Below are 15,333 nucleotides of genomic sequence, written 5' to 3'. Positions count from 1 at the left end.
CCAACACCATTTATTGATTATGGCTTTTGACGATTAAACAGCGCGTTTAGCACAATAGCGGCCAAGGTGGCCGTGCCAATACCGCCCAAATCAAAACTGCCAAGATGTAGGCTAAAATTACCTGTGCCCATAATGACCGTGACTGCCGCGATAATCAGGTTGCTGTTTTTGCTAAAATCAATATGATTGTCGATCCAGATTTTGACCCCAGCAACCGCAATCAAACCAAAAACCACGATGGAAGCACCGCCAAGGAGTGCAGGCGGAATGGTCTGGATAATAGCGCCAAATTTTGGCGATAATCCCAATAATATTGCCACCAAGCCTGCCATCACAAAGATGGTGGTGCTATAGACTTTGGTCACCGCCATCACGCCGATATTTTCAGCATACGTGGTCACGCCTGTACCCCCAAACCCTGCCGAAAAAGTCGTCGCCAAACCATCAGCTAAAAATGCGCGTCCCATATACGGAGTGACACGCGCTTTGGTCATACCCTCGACCGCCTTAAAATGACCGAGGTTTTCGGCAACCAAGATAAAGGCAATGGGCGCAATCAAAATAATAGCGCTCAGCTCAAAGCGCGGCGTATGAATACTGGGCAGTCCCAGCCAAGACGCAGCGGCGACCTGACTAAAATCAATGGCCGCGCCTAGCCCCATGATATTGGTCAACACAAAATATGCTATATAAGACAATATCAAGCCGACCAATAGCAGCAACCGGCGTAACATACCGCGCGTAAAGACCGCCACTCCGCTGATCAATAATACGGTCAGTGCGGCGACCCAAGCATCAAACTGATTGGCAGAGACGCCTTGTATCGTCACAGGCGCAAGGTTCAGACCGATAATCATCACGATAGCACCGGTGACCACTGGTGGCATTAAACGCTCAATCCAGCCCGTCCCCGTCTTAATGACCAGTAGTCCCACCAGCGCATAGAGTATCCCGCAGGCCATAATGCCGCCAAGCGCGACATTGAGATTGTCATTAAAACCTGAACCGGCATAAGCGGTCACCGCAATCACAGGGCCAATAAAGGCAAAGCTTGAGCCCAAATAACTGGGCATACGGCCGCCTGTGATGATAAAGAACATCACCGTACAAATCCCTGACATCAAAATGGCCAGATTGGGGTCAAAACCCATCAATAAGGGTGCCAGCACCGTCGCACCAAACATCGCAAAGGTATGCTGCACACCCAGCAGTAGGCTTTTTGAGGCAGGGAGGTATTCGTTGATGCCAACAGGATTGCGGTCAAGATCACCTTTAAACGGTCGCCATGTGGGGAACCATTGACCATTGTCAAAATCTGGATTGGAGGGTAACGGTACGGTATCACTAGAAGGGGTGGTTACATCTGCAGAATGATCTGGATGAGAGGTCATGCGCGCTTATCCTATGTGATCCAAGCTCATATTAGCGCAATATTCACTCAGACGGATTGAAGGAGAAAAAAAAGCTTACTCACGCTTATGTTCTCCGTGCAGTGTCACCTACCTGCCTGCTTTGGCGTAGCAGTCTACCTGCCTGATACGGCCGATACTATTTGTGTGCCATTGCCAAATTTGTCTAGATGTCTCAGAGCAGATATGTTTTACTAAGCCCACCGCTTGGCTGCGCACCGTGATACGGTGATGGATCGCGCAAACTTACAGGATGTTACATAAGCGTTGATGCTCAGCATCATAACGGAATTTAATCATAAACAAAAGCGATTATTCACCCATCATCCGTACTGCCACGTTTACACAACATCATAGACGACGCCCCATTCCGCTGCATCTACTCATGCGTATACTGACCCCCTTAACCGTAGCGCCATAAGATGACGGCTATAATGTGCGGCAGTGCTTTATTGAGTATCTGTTTGGCTTGGCTTTAATGTGTGCCCCTCATGGCGATTTGCTTGTTATTTGAGCACTTATTTAACCACTTAATTGATAATATTGGTAACCCTTATGATCAGTGTCTTTGATTTATTTAAAATCGGTATTGGCCCTTCAAGCTCACATACGGTCGGCCCTATGGTCGCGGCCAATTTGTTTTTGGCTTCTTTGGCAGCGCAATTTGACTTAACCGATGTCACTCGCATTGAGGTTGAGCTATACGGTTCGCTTGCCGCTACTGGGCACGGCCACGCGACCGACACCGCCATTTTTTTAGGCCTACTGGGGCATACCCCAAGCACCATCGATACGCGCATGACCAGTGACTACCTTGCGCCTATTTTTAATGATCAAGTGCTGAATGTCGCAGGCACTCACACGATCAACTTTGATACGGCGCGAGATATTTATTGGCATGATGATATGGTACTGCCCTATCACCCCAACGCCTTGACCATCCGTGCTATTTTATCCGATGGTCAACGCTATCAGCAGACCTACTACTCTATCGGTGGCGGTTTTGTCATTAACGAAGCCGATGCCACCAGTCCTGATACCGATCATGCCAGCCCAACCATTGATGCCGTGCCCTATCCTTTTAATGATGCTGCCGAGCTGTTGGCACAGTGTCGTGAACATCGGCTGAGCATCAGTGAGCTGGTACTTGCTAACGAATGCCACTACCGTGATGAGGCTGCCGTATTTGCCTATTTGGATGCCATTTGGGACGTGATGCAAGACTGCGTCACCCAAGGCTGCCAAAACAATGGCATCCTGCCCGGTGGTCTTGATGTCAAGCGCCGCGCACAAGATCTTTATGCACAGCTGTGCGCCGAAAAAGACCAACCCATCTCCCAAACGGACAAGCTGGCGGCAATGGACTGGGTGGATTTGTACGCGCTGGCAGTCAATGAGGAAAACGCCAATGGTGGTAAGGTGGTCACTGCACCGACCAACGGCGCTGCTGGTATCATCCCTGCGGTCTTGCATTATGTCCGCGACTTTTTGCCAAACTACAGTGAGCAAGGCGTACGAGACTTTTTGCTCAATGCCACCGCTATCGGCAGCCTGATCAAACAAAATGCGTCTATCTCTGGCGCTGAGGTCGGCTGCCAAGGTGAGGTTGGCTCAGCCTGTGCGATGGCGGCCTCCGCCCTTGCGCAAGTGATGGGCGGCGACCCTGCCAAATGCTTGAATGCAGCTGAGATTGGTATCGAGCACAACTTGGGTCTGACGTGCGACCCGATCGGCGGTTTGGTACAAGTACCTTGTATTGAACGTAACGCGATGGGCGCGGTCAAAGCCATCAACGCGGCGCGCCTTGCCTGTCGCGGCAATGGGCAACATTTGGTATCGCTGGACAAGGCCATCCAAACCATGAAAGAAACAGGCGCTGATATGTCCGACAAATACAAAGAAACGGCACGCGGTGGCTTGGCGGTGTATGCAGACAATCGCATTCCCACAGCCACTCATGGCGTGAGTGTCAACTACAGCCAGTGTTAACAGCGCTGGTTATCAGTACGGGTGACGAGTACTGACCATGACACTTTTCATCACGCACAAAAAAGCCTCTATCATGATAGAGGCTTTTTTATCGAATATGTGCTGCGCTGTCAAACATCTCAGCGATTATTCAGCAGTTTTTGATACCACTTCGTTCAAATACCATACTGGCTTAACCATACCTGAGTCTGTATCTGCTACTGCTTCTTGACGAACATCAAGCACATAGCGATAGTTTGGCTCATAGGTGAAACCCTGAATGGTGCCGTTCAATGTGTTGAAGTTTTTCTGATAAGTTTGACGATACTGCAAGCACTCAGACTCAATCTTGCTGCCGTTAGATGTCATAAATTCACAAACAGCTTTACGCGGAGCGATTTCGACTTCAAAGCTTGGAATGTTCACAACTTTTACGTTCATTGGCTGTCCTTCAACCACCATGGTACGCTCGTCGTTCATGTCCATAGTCGAACAGCCTGCTAGGGCAAAAGTGGTCATCAATGCGGCGATTGCTAGCTTTTTCATATGTCTTTCCTCAGTTTATTATTAATATCGTTCAATATGCAAATTGCAAAACCCAGTAAGTTTTCTATGAACAGTATTGGCTTAGCAGTTGAATCACAAATAATAAATCAGACCTCAAAACTACTGATGATTATCCATTTGTTACTATCAAAACTCTCTATGGCAATCGACAGATAAACAACGCTTGTCATCGTTTACCAAAACATCAGCCATTACTGTTTGTTGTTTTACTGCGTACCAGTATAGACTCGGCAAAACCTTGCCATCTATGGCTGCTTTGTAACATCACGTCAGCATTTGCAACTGATGTGAATATATCGTATTCACATCGCACGTTATATTTACCTTTCACACTAAAAAAACACGAGCAGCTATCTGCAAAAGTGCGCCATAAATCAGCTGCGATAATCGGCATTGATCTTCACGTAGTCATAGGACAAGTCGCAAGTATAGACCGTATCGCTGGCGTCACCACGTGCAAGATCGATGTGTACCGTGATCTCAGGGCGACTCATCACACGGTTGCCATCCGCTTCAGTGTATTCAGGTGCCACGCCGCCATTTTGACAAATCATCACGTCATCCAGCGACACATCCACCTGCTCAGTATCCAAGTCCTCAACACCTGCATAGCCAACGGCTGCCAGCAAGCGTCCCCAGTTGGCATCACTGGCGAAAAAGGCGGTTTTTACCAGTGGAGAATGCGCCACGGCATAGGCCACATCACAGCATTCTTCTGTGGTTTTGCCGCCTGTGACTTTCACGGTAATAAATTTGGTCGCGCCTTCACCATCACGAACGATCAGCTGTGCCAAACGCACAAACACGGCTTGTAACGTGTCAAACAACGCTTGGTAGTGCGGATGCTCAGGGCTGTCGATGATGTCGTCACTGGCTTTACCAGTAGCGATAAGCACGCAGCAGTCATTGGTCGAGGTGTCGCCATCGACAGTGATGCGGTTAAACGACTGCTCATTGATACGGCTGAGCATCTCTTGCAGCACATCTGCAGCGATGTTGGCATCGGTCGCCACATAGCCGAGCATGGTGGCCATATTTGGGCGAATCATGCCAGAGCCTTTAGATATCCCTGTGATGTGATAGCGTGTGCCCTCTACATCCAGTTGCTCACTGGCTATTTTGGGCACGGTGTCGGTGGTACGGATACCATTGGCAGCGGCTAACCAGCTGTCAGCGCTGAGGTTGGCGATGGCGCTATCCAAACCTGCGATAACCGCATCGCTATTTAACGGCTCTCCGATCACCCCTGTTGAGAACGGCAATACTGCGGCGGTATCTACCCCAGCTTTGTCCGCCAGTGCACTACAAATGGCTTCTGCACGGCGTTTGCCATCTGCCCCTGTACCTGCATTGGCATTACCCGTATTGATGACCAAATAACGTGGGCTTTGCTCGGCAAAATGGGTGCGCAAGATACGTACTGGCGCGGCGCAAAAGGCATTTTTGGTGGTGACCACTGCGGTTGCCGCGTTGTCAGCGATTTCTATTACCACCAAGTCATCACGATCTTTGTAGCGCACGCCAGCAGCCGTGGCACTAAGTTTGATGCCTTCGATGGGATAGATGGTATTGGGTACAGCAACATTTCCGACAGCCATAAAAAAAATCCTTATTTGTTTATTGTGGTAGATAAATGGGATAAAACCGCTTAATAGAGCGCGCGATACGCTCAGTCTTCAGCCAAGTCAAACGCTGACCAGATCGGCGCATGGTCTGAGGGCTTTTCCATGGCGCGTAGTGGATAGCTGATGCCTGCATCAACACACATTGAGGTCAGATCAGGGGTACATAAAATATGGTCGATACGTAGACCGCGCTTGGGATCGTCATCAAAGCCGCGGCTACGATAATCAAACCAGCTATACAGCTCGGTACTGGTGGGATAATGCAAACGATAAGTGTCGGTCAGGTCTCGTGACAGTAGCGCATCATACCATTCGCGTTCTTCTGGCAAAAAGGAGCATTTTCTGTTTTTAAGCCAGCGTTTGGCATTGGCGTCACCAATACCGATGTCGATATCCGCAGGTGAGATGTTCATATCGCCCATCACGATCAGCGAGCGCCCTTCGGCTTTTAGCGTGTCAATATAAGCCATCAAGTCGGCATAATATGCACGCTTCATTGGAAACTTGGTGGGGTGATCGGCGCTTTCGCCTTGCGGAAAATAGCCATTCAGTACGTCGATTTCGCGACCTTGTAGTTCGTAGCGAGCATGAATAAAGCGTTTTTGCGCGTCTTCATCGTCGTTTGGAAAGCCTTTTTGCACAAAGATAGGCGCAACTTTTGACAGTAGCGCGACGCCATAATGCGCCTTTTGCCCAAAATATTCGACATGATAGCCCAAGCCCTCGACGTTTTTGAGCGGAAACTGTTCATCATGGACTTTGGTTTCTTGCAACCCCATCACATCAGGGTCGATTACATCGCGTACGGCTTCCAGCTGATGCTGACGCGCACGGATACCATTTATATTAAAACTGACAAAACGGGTCATGCCTTATCCTATAATTGTTTTGAGTGAATGTCTCTTGATATCAGGTTTTACCGCCCAATAGGCTTGTGCATTATCATGCGGCGGTTTATCTTGTTATCATTTATCTTTGCTGGCAAGCTGCCTAACGGCCATTACTTGCTTATTTTTCGTCTGTTTGTTGAGCCCTATTATGTCTACGATAAAGCCGCACACCAAAAACAATACCTCTGGCACGGATGCCACGCTGCCGCCACTATTTGCCACCGATTATCACGTCTATATCAACCACACCGACGCTGGCGGCATTGTCTATCATGCCAATCACTTAGTGTTTTTTGAAAACTGCCGCCGCGACTGGTTTACTCAATTGGGTCTAAATGGCTATTTTTTGCAAACCGATAACGGCGATATACAGCATTTTGTGGTCAGCCAAGTCCAGTTGCAATATCGCAAGGCCATTTTGCTGGACGATACCATCAGTGTACGTATCGATCGGGTAGCGTTAAAACCCGCCAGCATGACGTTTTATCAAAGCATTCACCGCGCGGCGCCTGATACCACAGCGAATGACGCTCAAGACACCGCGCCCAGCGATACGCTACTCAGTAGCGGTCAGGTGGTGATTGCTTGCGTGCAAAACCAAGTCAAATCTGACGCTGATGCCAGCTTGGCACCGATGCGTCCGATCAGAGTGCCACAAAAGCTCTATGATAGCATTCAGCGCGCCATCACGCAGCAAGCAGCAACGCAAAACCTCAATTGAAACCGCGATCCTTGATATGACCAAAACCGATCACCAGCCGCTTGTTTGCCAAAATCCCATGCTGACCTTTGATCGGCTGTCAGTTACGTCGCAACTATCTGAGCGCCAACCATCGCCCAAGATATTGGTCAATAATGCCAGTGGGCAGCTGCATTCAGGTCAGCTGACGGTACTGACTGGCGCTTCGGGTAGCGGCAAATCGGTGTTGCTCAAAGCACTTGCTGGATTGTCGCCTATCCACTCAGGCGAGGTGTATTATCATAGCGCGCCTGACCCTTACACACCTACCCATTCACCAACGCGCCAGCCGCTCAGTACGACCACGCCGACACACTGGCGCGCAAAAGTGGCTCTATTGGCACAGCATCCCATACTGATAGAAGGCAGTGCACTGGACAACCTTAAGCTGCCCTACCGTTTGCAAGCACATCAAAAACAACACTTTGATATCGGCTGGCATCATAAGCAGCTTGCCCGCCTTAGCCGTGATGCGGCGTTGCTGGCTCAGTCAGCGGCGCAACTGTCTGGCGGGGAGCGGCAACTGATCAACACCTTGCGCTTATTACAACTAAATCCCTGCGTCCTATTGTTAGATGAGCCAACGGCAGCACTGGATGGCGACACAGCGCAGCAACTGATCGCAATGTTGCTGCATTGGCTGCATGAGTCGCCGCAGCGCACGCTTTTATGGGTGACGCACGATATTCGCAGTATTTTGCCACAAGCAGACCAGCATTGGCAGATGCGCGCAGGTGTACTGACAAACATCAGTAACGGATAAAAGGACAAAGGGTTATGGATGGCAGCAGCCAAATACAAGCGTTTTTGACCTATACCGATGTGGCACTGGCCAGCAGTCTTATCCTTGTGGTGATGGCGATTTCATGGCGGCTGCGCTTACGGCTGACAGGGACGCTATTGATGGCGGCATGTCGTACCGTGATCCAGCTCAGCTTTATCGGGCTGATATTGGCATGGGTCTTTGCTCGCGAGCAGTGGTATGAGGTGCTGACCATTCTGACCATCATGACTTTGATTGCCGCGACTGCCGCAAAAAATCGCGTCAAACGTGCTTACAAAGGCTTATGGACAGACACATTGATAGCGGTAGCCACCTCAGCGCTGTCAGTCACCGCTGTGGCAATTGTACTGATTTTGCATATTGAGCCGTGGTATACCCCGCAGTTTATCATCCCCATCTTAGGGCTGGTTTTGGGCAACTCATTGACTGCCATTTCACTCACCAGTAGCCAGCTGGTCACTGCCTTTTATGAGCAGCACACCCGTATCGAGATGCTCCTGTCGTTATCTGCCACCCCTTTTGAGGCGGTGCATGCGTCCATACGCGCCGCCATTGTCAATGGCATGACGCCAACGCTCAACTCTATGCTGGTGGTGGGTATTGTTAGTTTACCAGGGATGATGACAGGACAAATCCTTGCAGGCGCAGATCCAACGCAGGCGGTACGCTACCAAATCGTTACCATGTTTTTGATTTGTGCCAGCAGCACCCTTGGTTGCACCATCAGTGCGCTGCTCATTTATCGCCGTTTTTTTAACGACAAGCAACAACTTATCTTATCACCGTGACGTAATTTTCTTTATAAACAGCAACATACAAACCCTTTCAACCGTTTTGTCCAGTATTTTTCACAAACTGCTAAGTTCTTGCTTAGCCGTACAAGAGTCAATCGGCACTATGCTACTCTTTAATCAGTGCTCATTATGCCCTGCCCCAGTGACTGCCCGTTTTGTTTGACCCGCCAGCTGCGATAGACACTGCCTACTACCTACTGCTGGATAGCGTGGACGCTGCTGGGATAAGCAGTGATGCAGGATGATGGCAGCACGATCGTAGCAGCCCGTCAATGAAACAAGGATGTTGTTGCGCCAAGCGGGATTGGAGCCGCGTCCGCGCTGATTTGTGTTATTGACATGGATGTGACTGACGTCCATTGGACGCTTTCTAACATAAATCATTAAATTTGGAGGACGCTGACTATGACAGTGAACAAACCTTGGCTTGCGAACTATCCTGAAAGTGTGCCCAAAACCATCGATCCTGATGCCTATGGCAATCTGATTGAGCTGTATGAAGAATGCTTTAATCGCTACCGCTATCATCCCGTCACCATTTGTATGGGCGTGACCCACACCTATGACGATGTCGATAAAGCCTCGATTGCAGTAGCGGCATGGCTACAAGCGCAAGGACTGCCGCGTGGCAGTATTGTGGCACTCATGATGCCCAACGTGCCGCAATACCTGCCGATCATGATTGGTATTTTGCGCGCAGGCTATGTATGTACGCCAGTCAATCCGCTCTACACTGGTCGCGAGCTGCGCCATCAGCTCAATGACTCTGGCGCAGAGGTTATCTTTTTGGTAGACAACTTTGCGCAGGCGTTAAAGCAAGTGGTCGATGAAACCGCCATCAAACGCATCGTACTGTCAAAGATGGGCGATATGATGGGGTTAAAAGGCATCTTGGTCAATACCGTCATCCGCCAAGTCAAGCGGTTGGTGCCCAAATACAATCTAAATGATCCCAAACATGAGGTCATCAAATTCCCCGATGTGCTGCGCCGTGGTAAAAACCTGCCCTTTGTGTCAAAAGAAATGTCGTTAGATCAGCGAGCCATCTTGCAATACACAGGCGGCACCACAGGATTGTCCAAAGGCGCGATATTTAACCAGCGCAATATCGTAGCTGCAGGACTACAGTCGGAAGCATGGTATCGCCCTGTCACCTCAGAGATTGATGAGGCTTATATCAATATGGTGATGGCGCTGCCGCTATATCATATTTTTGCCTTTATGCTGAGCCTATTGGGTATGCGCTCAGGGTATACCTTTATCTTGGTGCCCAATCCGCGCGACTTACCGGGATTTGTCAAAACCTTATCCAAACAGCCGTTTCATATTTTCCCAGCGGTCAATACCTTATTTAAAGGCCTACTCGACCAGCCCGATTTTAAGTATTTAGACTTTAGCGCGCTCCACATTTCACAAGCAGGCGGCATGGCAGCCACCGAGCAAACCGCCGCGCGCTGGCTTGAAGTGACCAATTGCCCGATGGTAGAAGGTTGGGGCATGACCGAATGCTTGGCAGCAGGTACGGCCAATATTCCAACCGATCGCAAGTTTAATGGCACCATTGGCATGCCTGCGCCCAGCCTAGACGTCATCGTTATTGATGAAAACGACGAGCTTGTTGGTGTCAACCAAGCAGGCGAGATGTGTATCCGTGGCCCCAACGTCACCTCAGGCTATCACAACCGTGATAACCGCGAGTACTTTACCAAAGATGGGTTTTTCCGTACTGGTGATATTGTCAGTATGGATGAAAATGGCTACTTTACCCTGCTCGATCGCAAAAAAGACATGATTTTGGTCTCAGGGTTTAATGTGTTTCCAAATGAGATCGAATCAGTGATGCTCAACTGTACAGGCGTGGTGGATTGTGCGGTGATTGGCGTGCCTGATGAGCAGCAAGGCGAATCGGTCAAGCTATACGTGATCCGCGCCGACGACCACGTGACCGAAGCAGTGATTAAGGACTTTGCGTTGGACAATCTCACTGGCTATAAATGCCCGCGCTATGTCGAGTTTGTCGATGAGTTACCAAAAAGTAACGTCGGTAAAGTCTTGCGACAAAAATTGCGCGAGACCCATTTGGCAAAAAGCGCTTGATCGGCATGAATTGAGCATCACGCGACAAAAACCCGCTATCGTGATAGCGGGTTTTTGTTGTTAAGCTGAGGTGATCAGCTGATTTTGTTCACCACGTTTAGCGGCAGACGCTTCATCGCTTGACCAACGATCGACCATGGCAAGCTGGGTACGCAGGCTTCGGCGACGCCTGATTCGATGGCAGCAACGATGGCCTTGGTGCCTTTGTCGGCGCTAACCTCAAAGGGTAACGGCTTGGCATTTTCGTTGATTTCGGTACGGATATAACCCGGATACACAGTGGTGACTTGAATGGGCAACTTAGTCAGCAGCATATCCGCACGAATCCCTTCTGCCAAATAAGCCAATCCAGCCTTGCACGCGCCATACGTGGTCATGTGCTTGGGCAAACCGCGCATCGCCGACATACTCGATATCACCACCAAGTGACCGCTGTTTTGGGCACGGAAAATTTGCATGGCTGATTCACACTGCGCCAATGCCGCCACAAAGTTGATCTCAGCAGTACGGCGATTGGTTTCAAAGCGCCCTTTCCCAATACGGCGGCTCTCGCCCACACCCGCATTGACCACTACCCGATCGATATGACCAAAGTCAGTCGCAAAGGCGTTAAATACTTCAAAAATAGCCTTGTAATCGGACACATCAAGCGCGCGATACTCAACGCGAATATCAGGATACGCTGCAAGCAAATCGTCTTTAAGCTGCGCCAATCGGTCTACGCGGCGCGCACAGATGGCCAAATTATAGCCAAGCTTTGCAAACAAGCGCGCCATGTTTTCGCCCAATCCTGAGCTGGCACCCGTGATGATGATGGTCTTGCCGCGTCCTACCTGCGCTTTACGCCGTCCTTTTAGATAGCTGGCAGGTTGCAAGGCGCTATAGGCGTGCTCTTTGCTATGTTTGGCGGTTTGGGTAACCAGGCGCATCAGTTTTTTTTGCATGGGCAGTCCTTTATAGGTATGGCAATATATAAAAGTGGTTAAATACAGTATAGACAGTATAACCGCACAGCTGAGTGGCGGTTATGTATCAAAAGCCGCCTTATATTACCAAAATTTTATCGATTTATCGCCATGTTATCAGACGCTCGCCGCTATCGAACAGGTGACTGTATTCATTTAAAGACAGCAAGCGGGGCGCATGTTCGCGCACGCTGATTGCTGTCACGCCCATGTTCACAAGGCTTTTGTTAATTTGGTACGCGGTTTGGCTGCCTTGCCCCAGCAAATGCGCCGTGATAGCAGCAATCACACCACCTGAGGTAAAGACAAGTACGGTACAATCATCATCCGCTGACGCCAGTGACGTGGCTTGCTGACAGATATCTGCCAGCGCTGACTGCGCGCGTGTACTAAACTGCGACCAGCTCTCGATATAATCAGTATCATAATCGCCGCCGTGCCAGCGCTGCATCGCCTCATCAAACAGCTCAGCAAGCCGCTGCTTGGGTACAGGGGCTTTGGCAATTTCGGTGGCGATGGCAGCTTGGCTACTAAAACTTAGGTTTGACTTAACAAACACGTCTTTGTGATTGAATTCATCAAACGCAGGCAGTACCTCATGCACCAAAGGCTCACCCAAACCAGCAGCTTGATAGGCACTGCAAAAATGTCGTGCTGAGTCCTGCTGGCGTATCAACTGACCCGTATAAATGGCATCGATATGCCGCTTGGTATGAGCATAATGCGCGCCCAAAAGCTGAGCTTGCTGGAAGCCTAACGCTGAGAGCTGATCATAATTGCTGTGCCCAAAAGAGGCTTGGCCGTGACGGGCCAAGAGGATGGTAATCATAGTGACCGCCTATTGTTATCCTTATTATTGCGCGTCGGCATCAAAATACCCAGTGGGTAAGATGCTTTTTACCACTTTTTGTACAGGGCTTGGTAGCTGCATAACCATTGCGGTATCGACCCCCATGTCATGTAAATGCGGCTGCAAATGTTTGATAAACAAAGCCTCACCTTCATGTTTGGCAATCAGCTTCAGACACTTGGCGTGAAGTACATGAACGATGACCCAAAAGTTCTTAAACGTTGGGTTCTGGGTTTGTTTGTGATAATAGCGATAATATATCTGCTGCACAATACCAGCGAGGCGAAATAAGCCAAAGACCTCATAAAATATCCAGTTGTCCACCTCAAGGCCAGTATGATCAAGATAGTAGGCGACCACTTCCTCACGGGTCATCATGCCATCGAGGTGCGTTGGCTGCCGCCGTGATTGCTGCATGATAAAGTTATCTTCTTTTTCCACCCAATACGCCAGCGCACTACCCAGCTCCATCAAAGGGTCACCTAAAGTAGCCATCTCCCAATCCAATACCCCGATCACACAGGTTGGATCATCAACATCAAGCACCACATTATCAAAGCGCCAGTCGTTATGAATCACACAAGTGGCGCTGTCCTCTGGGGTGTGGCGGCTGAGCCATTGCCGCACCATCGCAAAGCTTGGCACATTGGGCGTTTTTGCTTTGGCGTAACGCTTATTCCAGCCCTCGACTTGACGCGCACAATACCCCTCGCCGCGCCCCAAAGCTTGTAGCTCAGGGTTGTCCTGATAATTCACTTGATGCAGCTCAACCAATGCATCAATGACGTTGGTACACAACTGATGCGTTTGGGCGCGATCAAGCTGAATGTCTTTTGGCAGTTCAGCACGCGGGATAATCCCAGCGATGCGCTCCATAACATAAAAATCAACACCTATCACGGTCTCATCGGTACATAATGCAACCATCGTTGGCACATAAGGATAGAGATTTGCCAATGCGTTTTGCACTGTGTATTCACGTACCATATCATGCGCGGATTTGGCTTTGGTGCCTTTTGGTGGACGGCGCAAGATGAGGTCTTGATTGTCATATTGTAGACGGTACGTCCAGTTCGATGCACCACCTGAGAACTGAGTGACGACAGGCTCACCAACGATATCAACACCTTGCTCACGCAGCCACGCACTCACCGCTGCCACATCCAGCGCTTCGCCATCACGGACTGCGCCGCCTTTGTCTAATACAGTCGCATGAGTATGATCGTCAGCTGGTTTTTTTAAGGGCTTGTCTGGCCTATGATCATCATCGTGGTTTTGGTCATCTTTATGGCTTGTCGAGTTATCGGCCATAGCGTACTCCCTATTCTATTTTTGGTTTAATTTGCTTAGGCTATTTATTGATAGCGATTATGATAGTGCTGCTTCACTATTTGTTAGAGCGGCGAAACCCTTGGCGTTTTAATTCAAGCTTAGCAATCATGGTCTTATGCACCTCGTCAGGACCATCGGCCAAGCGTAATGCCCGCGCCTGAGCAAAGAAACTGGGCAAAAACGTATCCTGACACACGCCCATACCACCATGAATTTGAATCGCCATATCAACGACGTTTTGTAGCACCGTTGGCGCAACCACCTTAATGGCTGAGATTTCGGTCAGCGCCGCTTTAGTGCCTTGGCTGTCCATTTTTTGCGCGGCATTTAATGTCAGCAGGCGCGCTTGGTCAATCTGAATCCGTGCGTCTGCAATACGCTCAAGGTTACCGCCGAGCTGTAACAAGGGTTTACCAAAGGCGGTGCGCTGCATACCGCGCTGCACAGCCAGCTCTAGTGATTTTTCAGCCGCGCCGATACAGCGCATACAGTGATGAATACGGCCAGGCCCCAAGCGGCCTTGAGCAATCTCAAAGCCCATCCCTGCCCCGCCGATAAAGTAACTGACAGGCACGCGCACGTTCTCAAAACTGACCTCACCATGACCATGCGGTGCATCATAATCGCCAAAGACTTTGAGCATGCGCTCAGTGGTCACCCCTACACTGTCTGCAGGCACCAACACCATTGAATGCTGATGATGACGATCTTTGCTCTCATCAGGGGTATGCGCCATCACGATCAGCACATCCACTGCTGGATCGCCGAGACCTGATGACCACCATTTTCGGCCATTGAGCACAATCTCATCACCCTCTACCACGGCTGTCGCCTGCATGTTGGTGGCATCGCTTGAGGCCACTTCAGGCTCAGTCATACAAAAAACCGAACGCGTCTGCCCTGCCAGTAGCGGCTTGAGCCACTGCTCCTGTTGCGCGGCGCTGCCATAACGCCATAACAGCTCCATATTGCCACTGTCTGGCGCGTTGCAATTGAACACATGCGGCGCAATCAAGCTGCGCCCTGTCAGCTCAGCAATCGGGGCATAGTCGGTCACAGATAAGCCCGCTCCCAGCTCATCATCAGGCAAAAACAAATTCCAAAGTCCTGCCTCGCGTGCCTTTGTACGCAGCGTCTCATACGCCTCAGGCCATTGCCAATGACGCCAATTGCCATTAGGGTTTTGCTCGTGACACTCCTGCCAAAATGCGGCTTCAATAGGCTCGATATGGGTATCAATAAAGGCTTTGACTTGCTCATACATGGCTTGACCATGTGCAGTGGTGGTAAACATCGTATGTCCTTCTTCCGTG

The 15,333-nt window shown here is 49.9% G+C and carries 14 protein-coding genes; 5 read left to right on the top strand and 9 right to left on the bottom strand.

Features of this window, described 5'->3' with window-relative positions; translation table 11 throughout:
• Nucleotides 1-17: 17 nt before the first annotated feature.
• A complete protein-coding gene (locus ACFI32_RS12365; RefSeq protein WP_462626902.1) occupies nucleotides 18-1,391 on the bottom strand; it encodes a solute carrier family 23 protein in 1,374 nt (457 codons plus the stop codon).
• A gap of 573 nt (nucleotides 1,392-1,964) precedes the next feature.
• Here ACFI32_RS12365 and ACFI32_RS12360 point away from each other — a divergent pair.
• The gene (locus ACFI32_RS12360; RefSeq protein ID WP_462626901.1) at nucleotides 1,965-3,398 is read left to right on the top strand and encodes an L-serine ammonia-lyase; all 1,434 of its coding nucleotides are present in this window, start codon (nucleotides 1,965-1,967) and stop codon (nucleotides 3,396-3,398) included.
• A 126-nt stretch (nucleotides 3,399-3,524) separates the two neighbouring features.
• Here the strand turns inward: ACFI32_RS12360 and ACFI32_RS12355 are convergent, their stop codons facing one another.
• The 3 genes from ACFI32_RS12355 to xthA all read right to left on the bottom strand — a co-directional run bounded on the left by ACFI32_RS12355 (nucleotide 3,525) and on the right by xthA (nucleotide 6,438).
• Nucleotides 3,525-3,923: a DUF4377 domain-containing protein gene (locus ACFI32_RS12355; protein ID WP_462626900.1), complete on the bottom strand. Its 399-nt coding sequence runs from the start codon at nucleotides 3,921-3,923 to the stop codon at nucleotides 3,525-3,527.
• Nucleotides 3,924-4,318: 395 nt separating this feature from the next.
• Nucleotides 4,319-5,542 carry a bifunctional glutamate N-acetyltransferase/amino-acid acetyltransferase ArgJ gene (gene argJ / locus ACFI32_RS12350; protein WP_462626899.1) on the bottom strand — a complete coding sequence of 408 codons (1,224 nt, stop codon included), beginning with the start codon at nucleotides 5,540-5,542 and terminating at the stop codon, nucleotides 4,319-4,321.
• A gap of 71 nt (nucleotides 5,543-5,613) precedes the next feature.
• On the bottom strand, nucleotides 5,614-6,438 hold the full coding sequence (gene xthA / locus ACFI32_RS12345; protein WP_462626898.1) for an exodeoxyribonuclease III: 825 nt from the start codon (nucleotides 6,436-6,438) through the stop codon (nucleotides 5,614-5,616).
• Nucleotides 6,439-6,607: 169 nt separating this feature from the next.
• Here xthA and ACFI32_RS12340 point away from each other — a divergent pair, with 169 nt between their 5' ends.
• Genes ACFI32_RS12340 through ACFI32_RS12330 form a run of 3 tightly spaced genes read left to right on the top strand, consistent with a single transcriptional unit; the run spans nucleotide 6,608 to nucleotide 8,770 of the window.
• On the top strand, nucleotides 6,608-7,180 hold the full coding sequence (locus tag ACFI32_RS12340; protein ID WP_462626897.1) for a hotdog domain-containing protein: 573 nt from the start codon (nucleotides 6,608-6,610) through the stop codon (nucleotides 7,178-7,180).
• Nucleotides 7,125-7,961, top strand: coding sequence for an ABC transporter ATP-binding protein (locus tag ACFI32_RS12335; RefSeq protein WP_462626896.1), 837 nt, complete (start codon nucleotides 7,125-7,127; stop codon nucleotides 7,959-7,961). The genes ACFI32_RS12340 and ACFI32_RS12335 overlap by 56 nt, the downstream gene beginning before the upstream one ends.
• A 14-nt stretch (nucleotides 7,962-7,975) precedes the next feature.
• Nucleotides 7,976-8,770, top strand: a complete 795-nt coding sequence (locus ACFI32_RS12330; protein WP_462626895.1) for an ABC transporter permease — start codon at nucleotides 7,976-7,978, stop codon at nucleotides 8,768-8,770.
• Nucleotides 8,771-8,893: 123 nt separating this feature from the next.
• Here the strand turns inward: ACFI32_RS12330 and ACFI32_RS12325 are convergent, their stop codons facing one another.
• Nucleotides 8,894-9,136, bottom strand: coding sequence for a hypothetical protein (locus ACFI32_RS12325; protein WP_462626894.1), 243 nt, complete (start codon nucleotides 9,134-9,136; stop codon nucleotides 8,894-8,896).
• A gap of 45 nt (nucleotides 9,137-9,181) precedes the next feature.
• Here ACFI32_RS12325 and ACFI32_RS12320 point away from each other — a divergent pair, with 45 nt between their 5' ends.
• Nucleotides 9,182-10,873 carry an AMP-binding protein gene (locus tag ACFI32_RS12320; protein ID WP_462626893.1) on the top strand — a complete coding sequence of 564 codons (1,692 nt, stop codon included), beginning with the start codon at nucleotides 9,182-9,184 and terminating at the stop codon, nucleotides 10,871-10,873.
• Between the two features lie 74 nt (nucleotides 10,874-10,947).
• Here the strand turns inward: ACFI32_RS12320 and ACFI32_RS12315 are convergent, their stop codons facing one another.
• The 4 genes from ACFI32_RS12315 to ACFI32_RS12300 form a co-directional block, all read right to left on the bottom strand.
• Nucleotides 10,948-11,817, bottom strand: coding sequence for an SDR family oxidoreductase (locus tag ACFI32_RS12315; protein WP_462626892.1), 870 nt, complete (start codon nucleotides 11,815-11,817; stop codon nucleotides 10,948-10,950).
• A 124-nt stretch (nucleotides 11,818-11,941) separates the two neighbouring features.
• Nucleotides 11,942-12,667: a histidine phosphatase family protein gene (locus ACFI32_RS12310; RefSeq protein WP_462626891.1), complete on the bottom strand. Its 726-nt coding sequence runs from the start codon at nucleotides 12,665-12,667 to the stop codon at nucleotides 11,942-11,944.
• Nucleotides 12,668-12,691: 24 nt separating this feature from the next.
• On the bottom strand, nucleotides 12,692-13,999 hold the full coding sequence (locus ACFI32_RS12305; protein WP_462626890.1) for a phosphotransferase family protein: 1,308 nt from the start codon (nucleotides 13,997-13,999) through the stop codon (nucleotides 12,692-12,694).
• 76 nt (nucleotides 14,000-14,075) lie between these two features.
• Nucleotides 14,076-15,314 (bottom strand): acyl-CoA dehydrogenase family protein, encoded by a 1,239-nt coding sequence (locus ACFI32_RS12300; RefSeq protein ID WP_462626889.1) that lies wholly within the window; start codon nucleotides 15,312-15,314, stop codon nucleotides 14,076-14,078.
• Between the last annotated feature and the right edge of the window lie 19 nt (nucleotides 15,315-15,333).

This window comes from Psychrobacter sp. PSi21, from assembly GCF_054960615.1.
Note: the sequence above shows the minus strand (reverse complement) of the source record. Positions and strands in the feature narration are given on the sequence as shown.

Bases quoted from the DNA above. Each gene is read 5' to 3' on its own strand.
- ACFI32_RS12320 (WP_462626893.1), top strand. From the start codon at position 9,182: ATGACAGTGAACAAACCTTGGCTTGCGAACTATCCTGAAAGTGTGCCC.
- ACFI32_RS12355 (WP_462626900.1), bottom strand. From the start codon at position 3,923: ATGAAAAAGCTAGCAATCGCCGCATTGATGACCACTTTTGCCCTAGCA.
- ACFI32_RS12305 (WP_462626890.1), bottom strand. From the start codon at position 13,999: ATGGCCGATAACTCGACAAGCCATAAAGATGACCAAAACCACGATGAT.
- ACFI32_RS12335 (WP_462626896.1), top strand. From the start codon at position 7,125: ATGATAGCATTCAGCGCGCCATCACGCAGCAAGCAGCAACGCAAAACC.
- argJ (WP_462626899.1), bottom strand. From the start codon at position 5,542: ATGGCTGTCGGAAATGTTGCTGTACCCAATACCATCTATCCCATCGAA.
- ACFI32_RS12315 (WP_462626892.1), bottom strand. From the start codon at position 11,817: ATGCAAAAAAAACTGATGCGCCTGGTTACCCAAACCGCCAAACATAGC.
- ACFI32_RS12325 (WP_462626894.1), bottom strand. From the start codon at position 9,136: ATGGACGTCAGTCACATCCATGTCAATAACACAAATCAGCGCGGACGC.
- ACFI32_RS12300 (WP_462626889.1), bottom strand. From the start codon at position 15,314: ATGTTTACCACCACTGCACATGGTCAAGCCATGTATGAGCAAGTCAAA.
- xthA (WP_462626898.1), bottom strand. From the start codon at position 6,438: ATGACCCGTTTTGTCAGTTTTAATATAAATGGTATCCGTGCGCGTCAG.
- ACFI32_RS12330 (WP_462626895.1), top strand. From the start codon at position 7,976: ATGGATGGCAGCAGCCAAATACAAGCGTTTTTGACCTATACCGATGTG.
- ACFI32_RS12360 (WP_462626901.1), top strand. From the start codon at position 1,965: ATGATCAGTGTCTTTGATTTATTTAAAATCGGTATTGGCCCTTCAAGC.
- ACFI32_RS12310 (WP_462626891.1), bottom strand. From the start codon at position 12,667: ATGATTACCATCCTCTTGGCCCGTCACGGCCAAGCCTCTTTTGGGCAC.
- ACFI32_RS12340 (WP_462626897.1), top strand. From the start codon at position 6,608: ATGTCTACGATAAAGCCGCACACCAAAAACAATACCTCTGGCACGGAT.
- ACFI32_RS12365 (WP_462626902.1), bottom strand. From the start codon at position 1,391: ATGACCTCTCATCCAGATCATTCTGCAGATGTAACCACCCCTTCTAGT.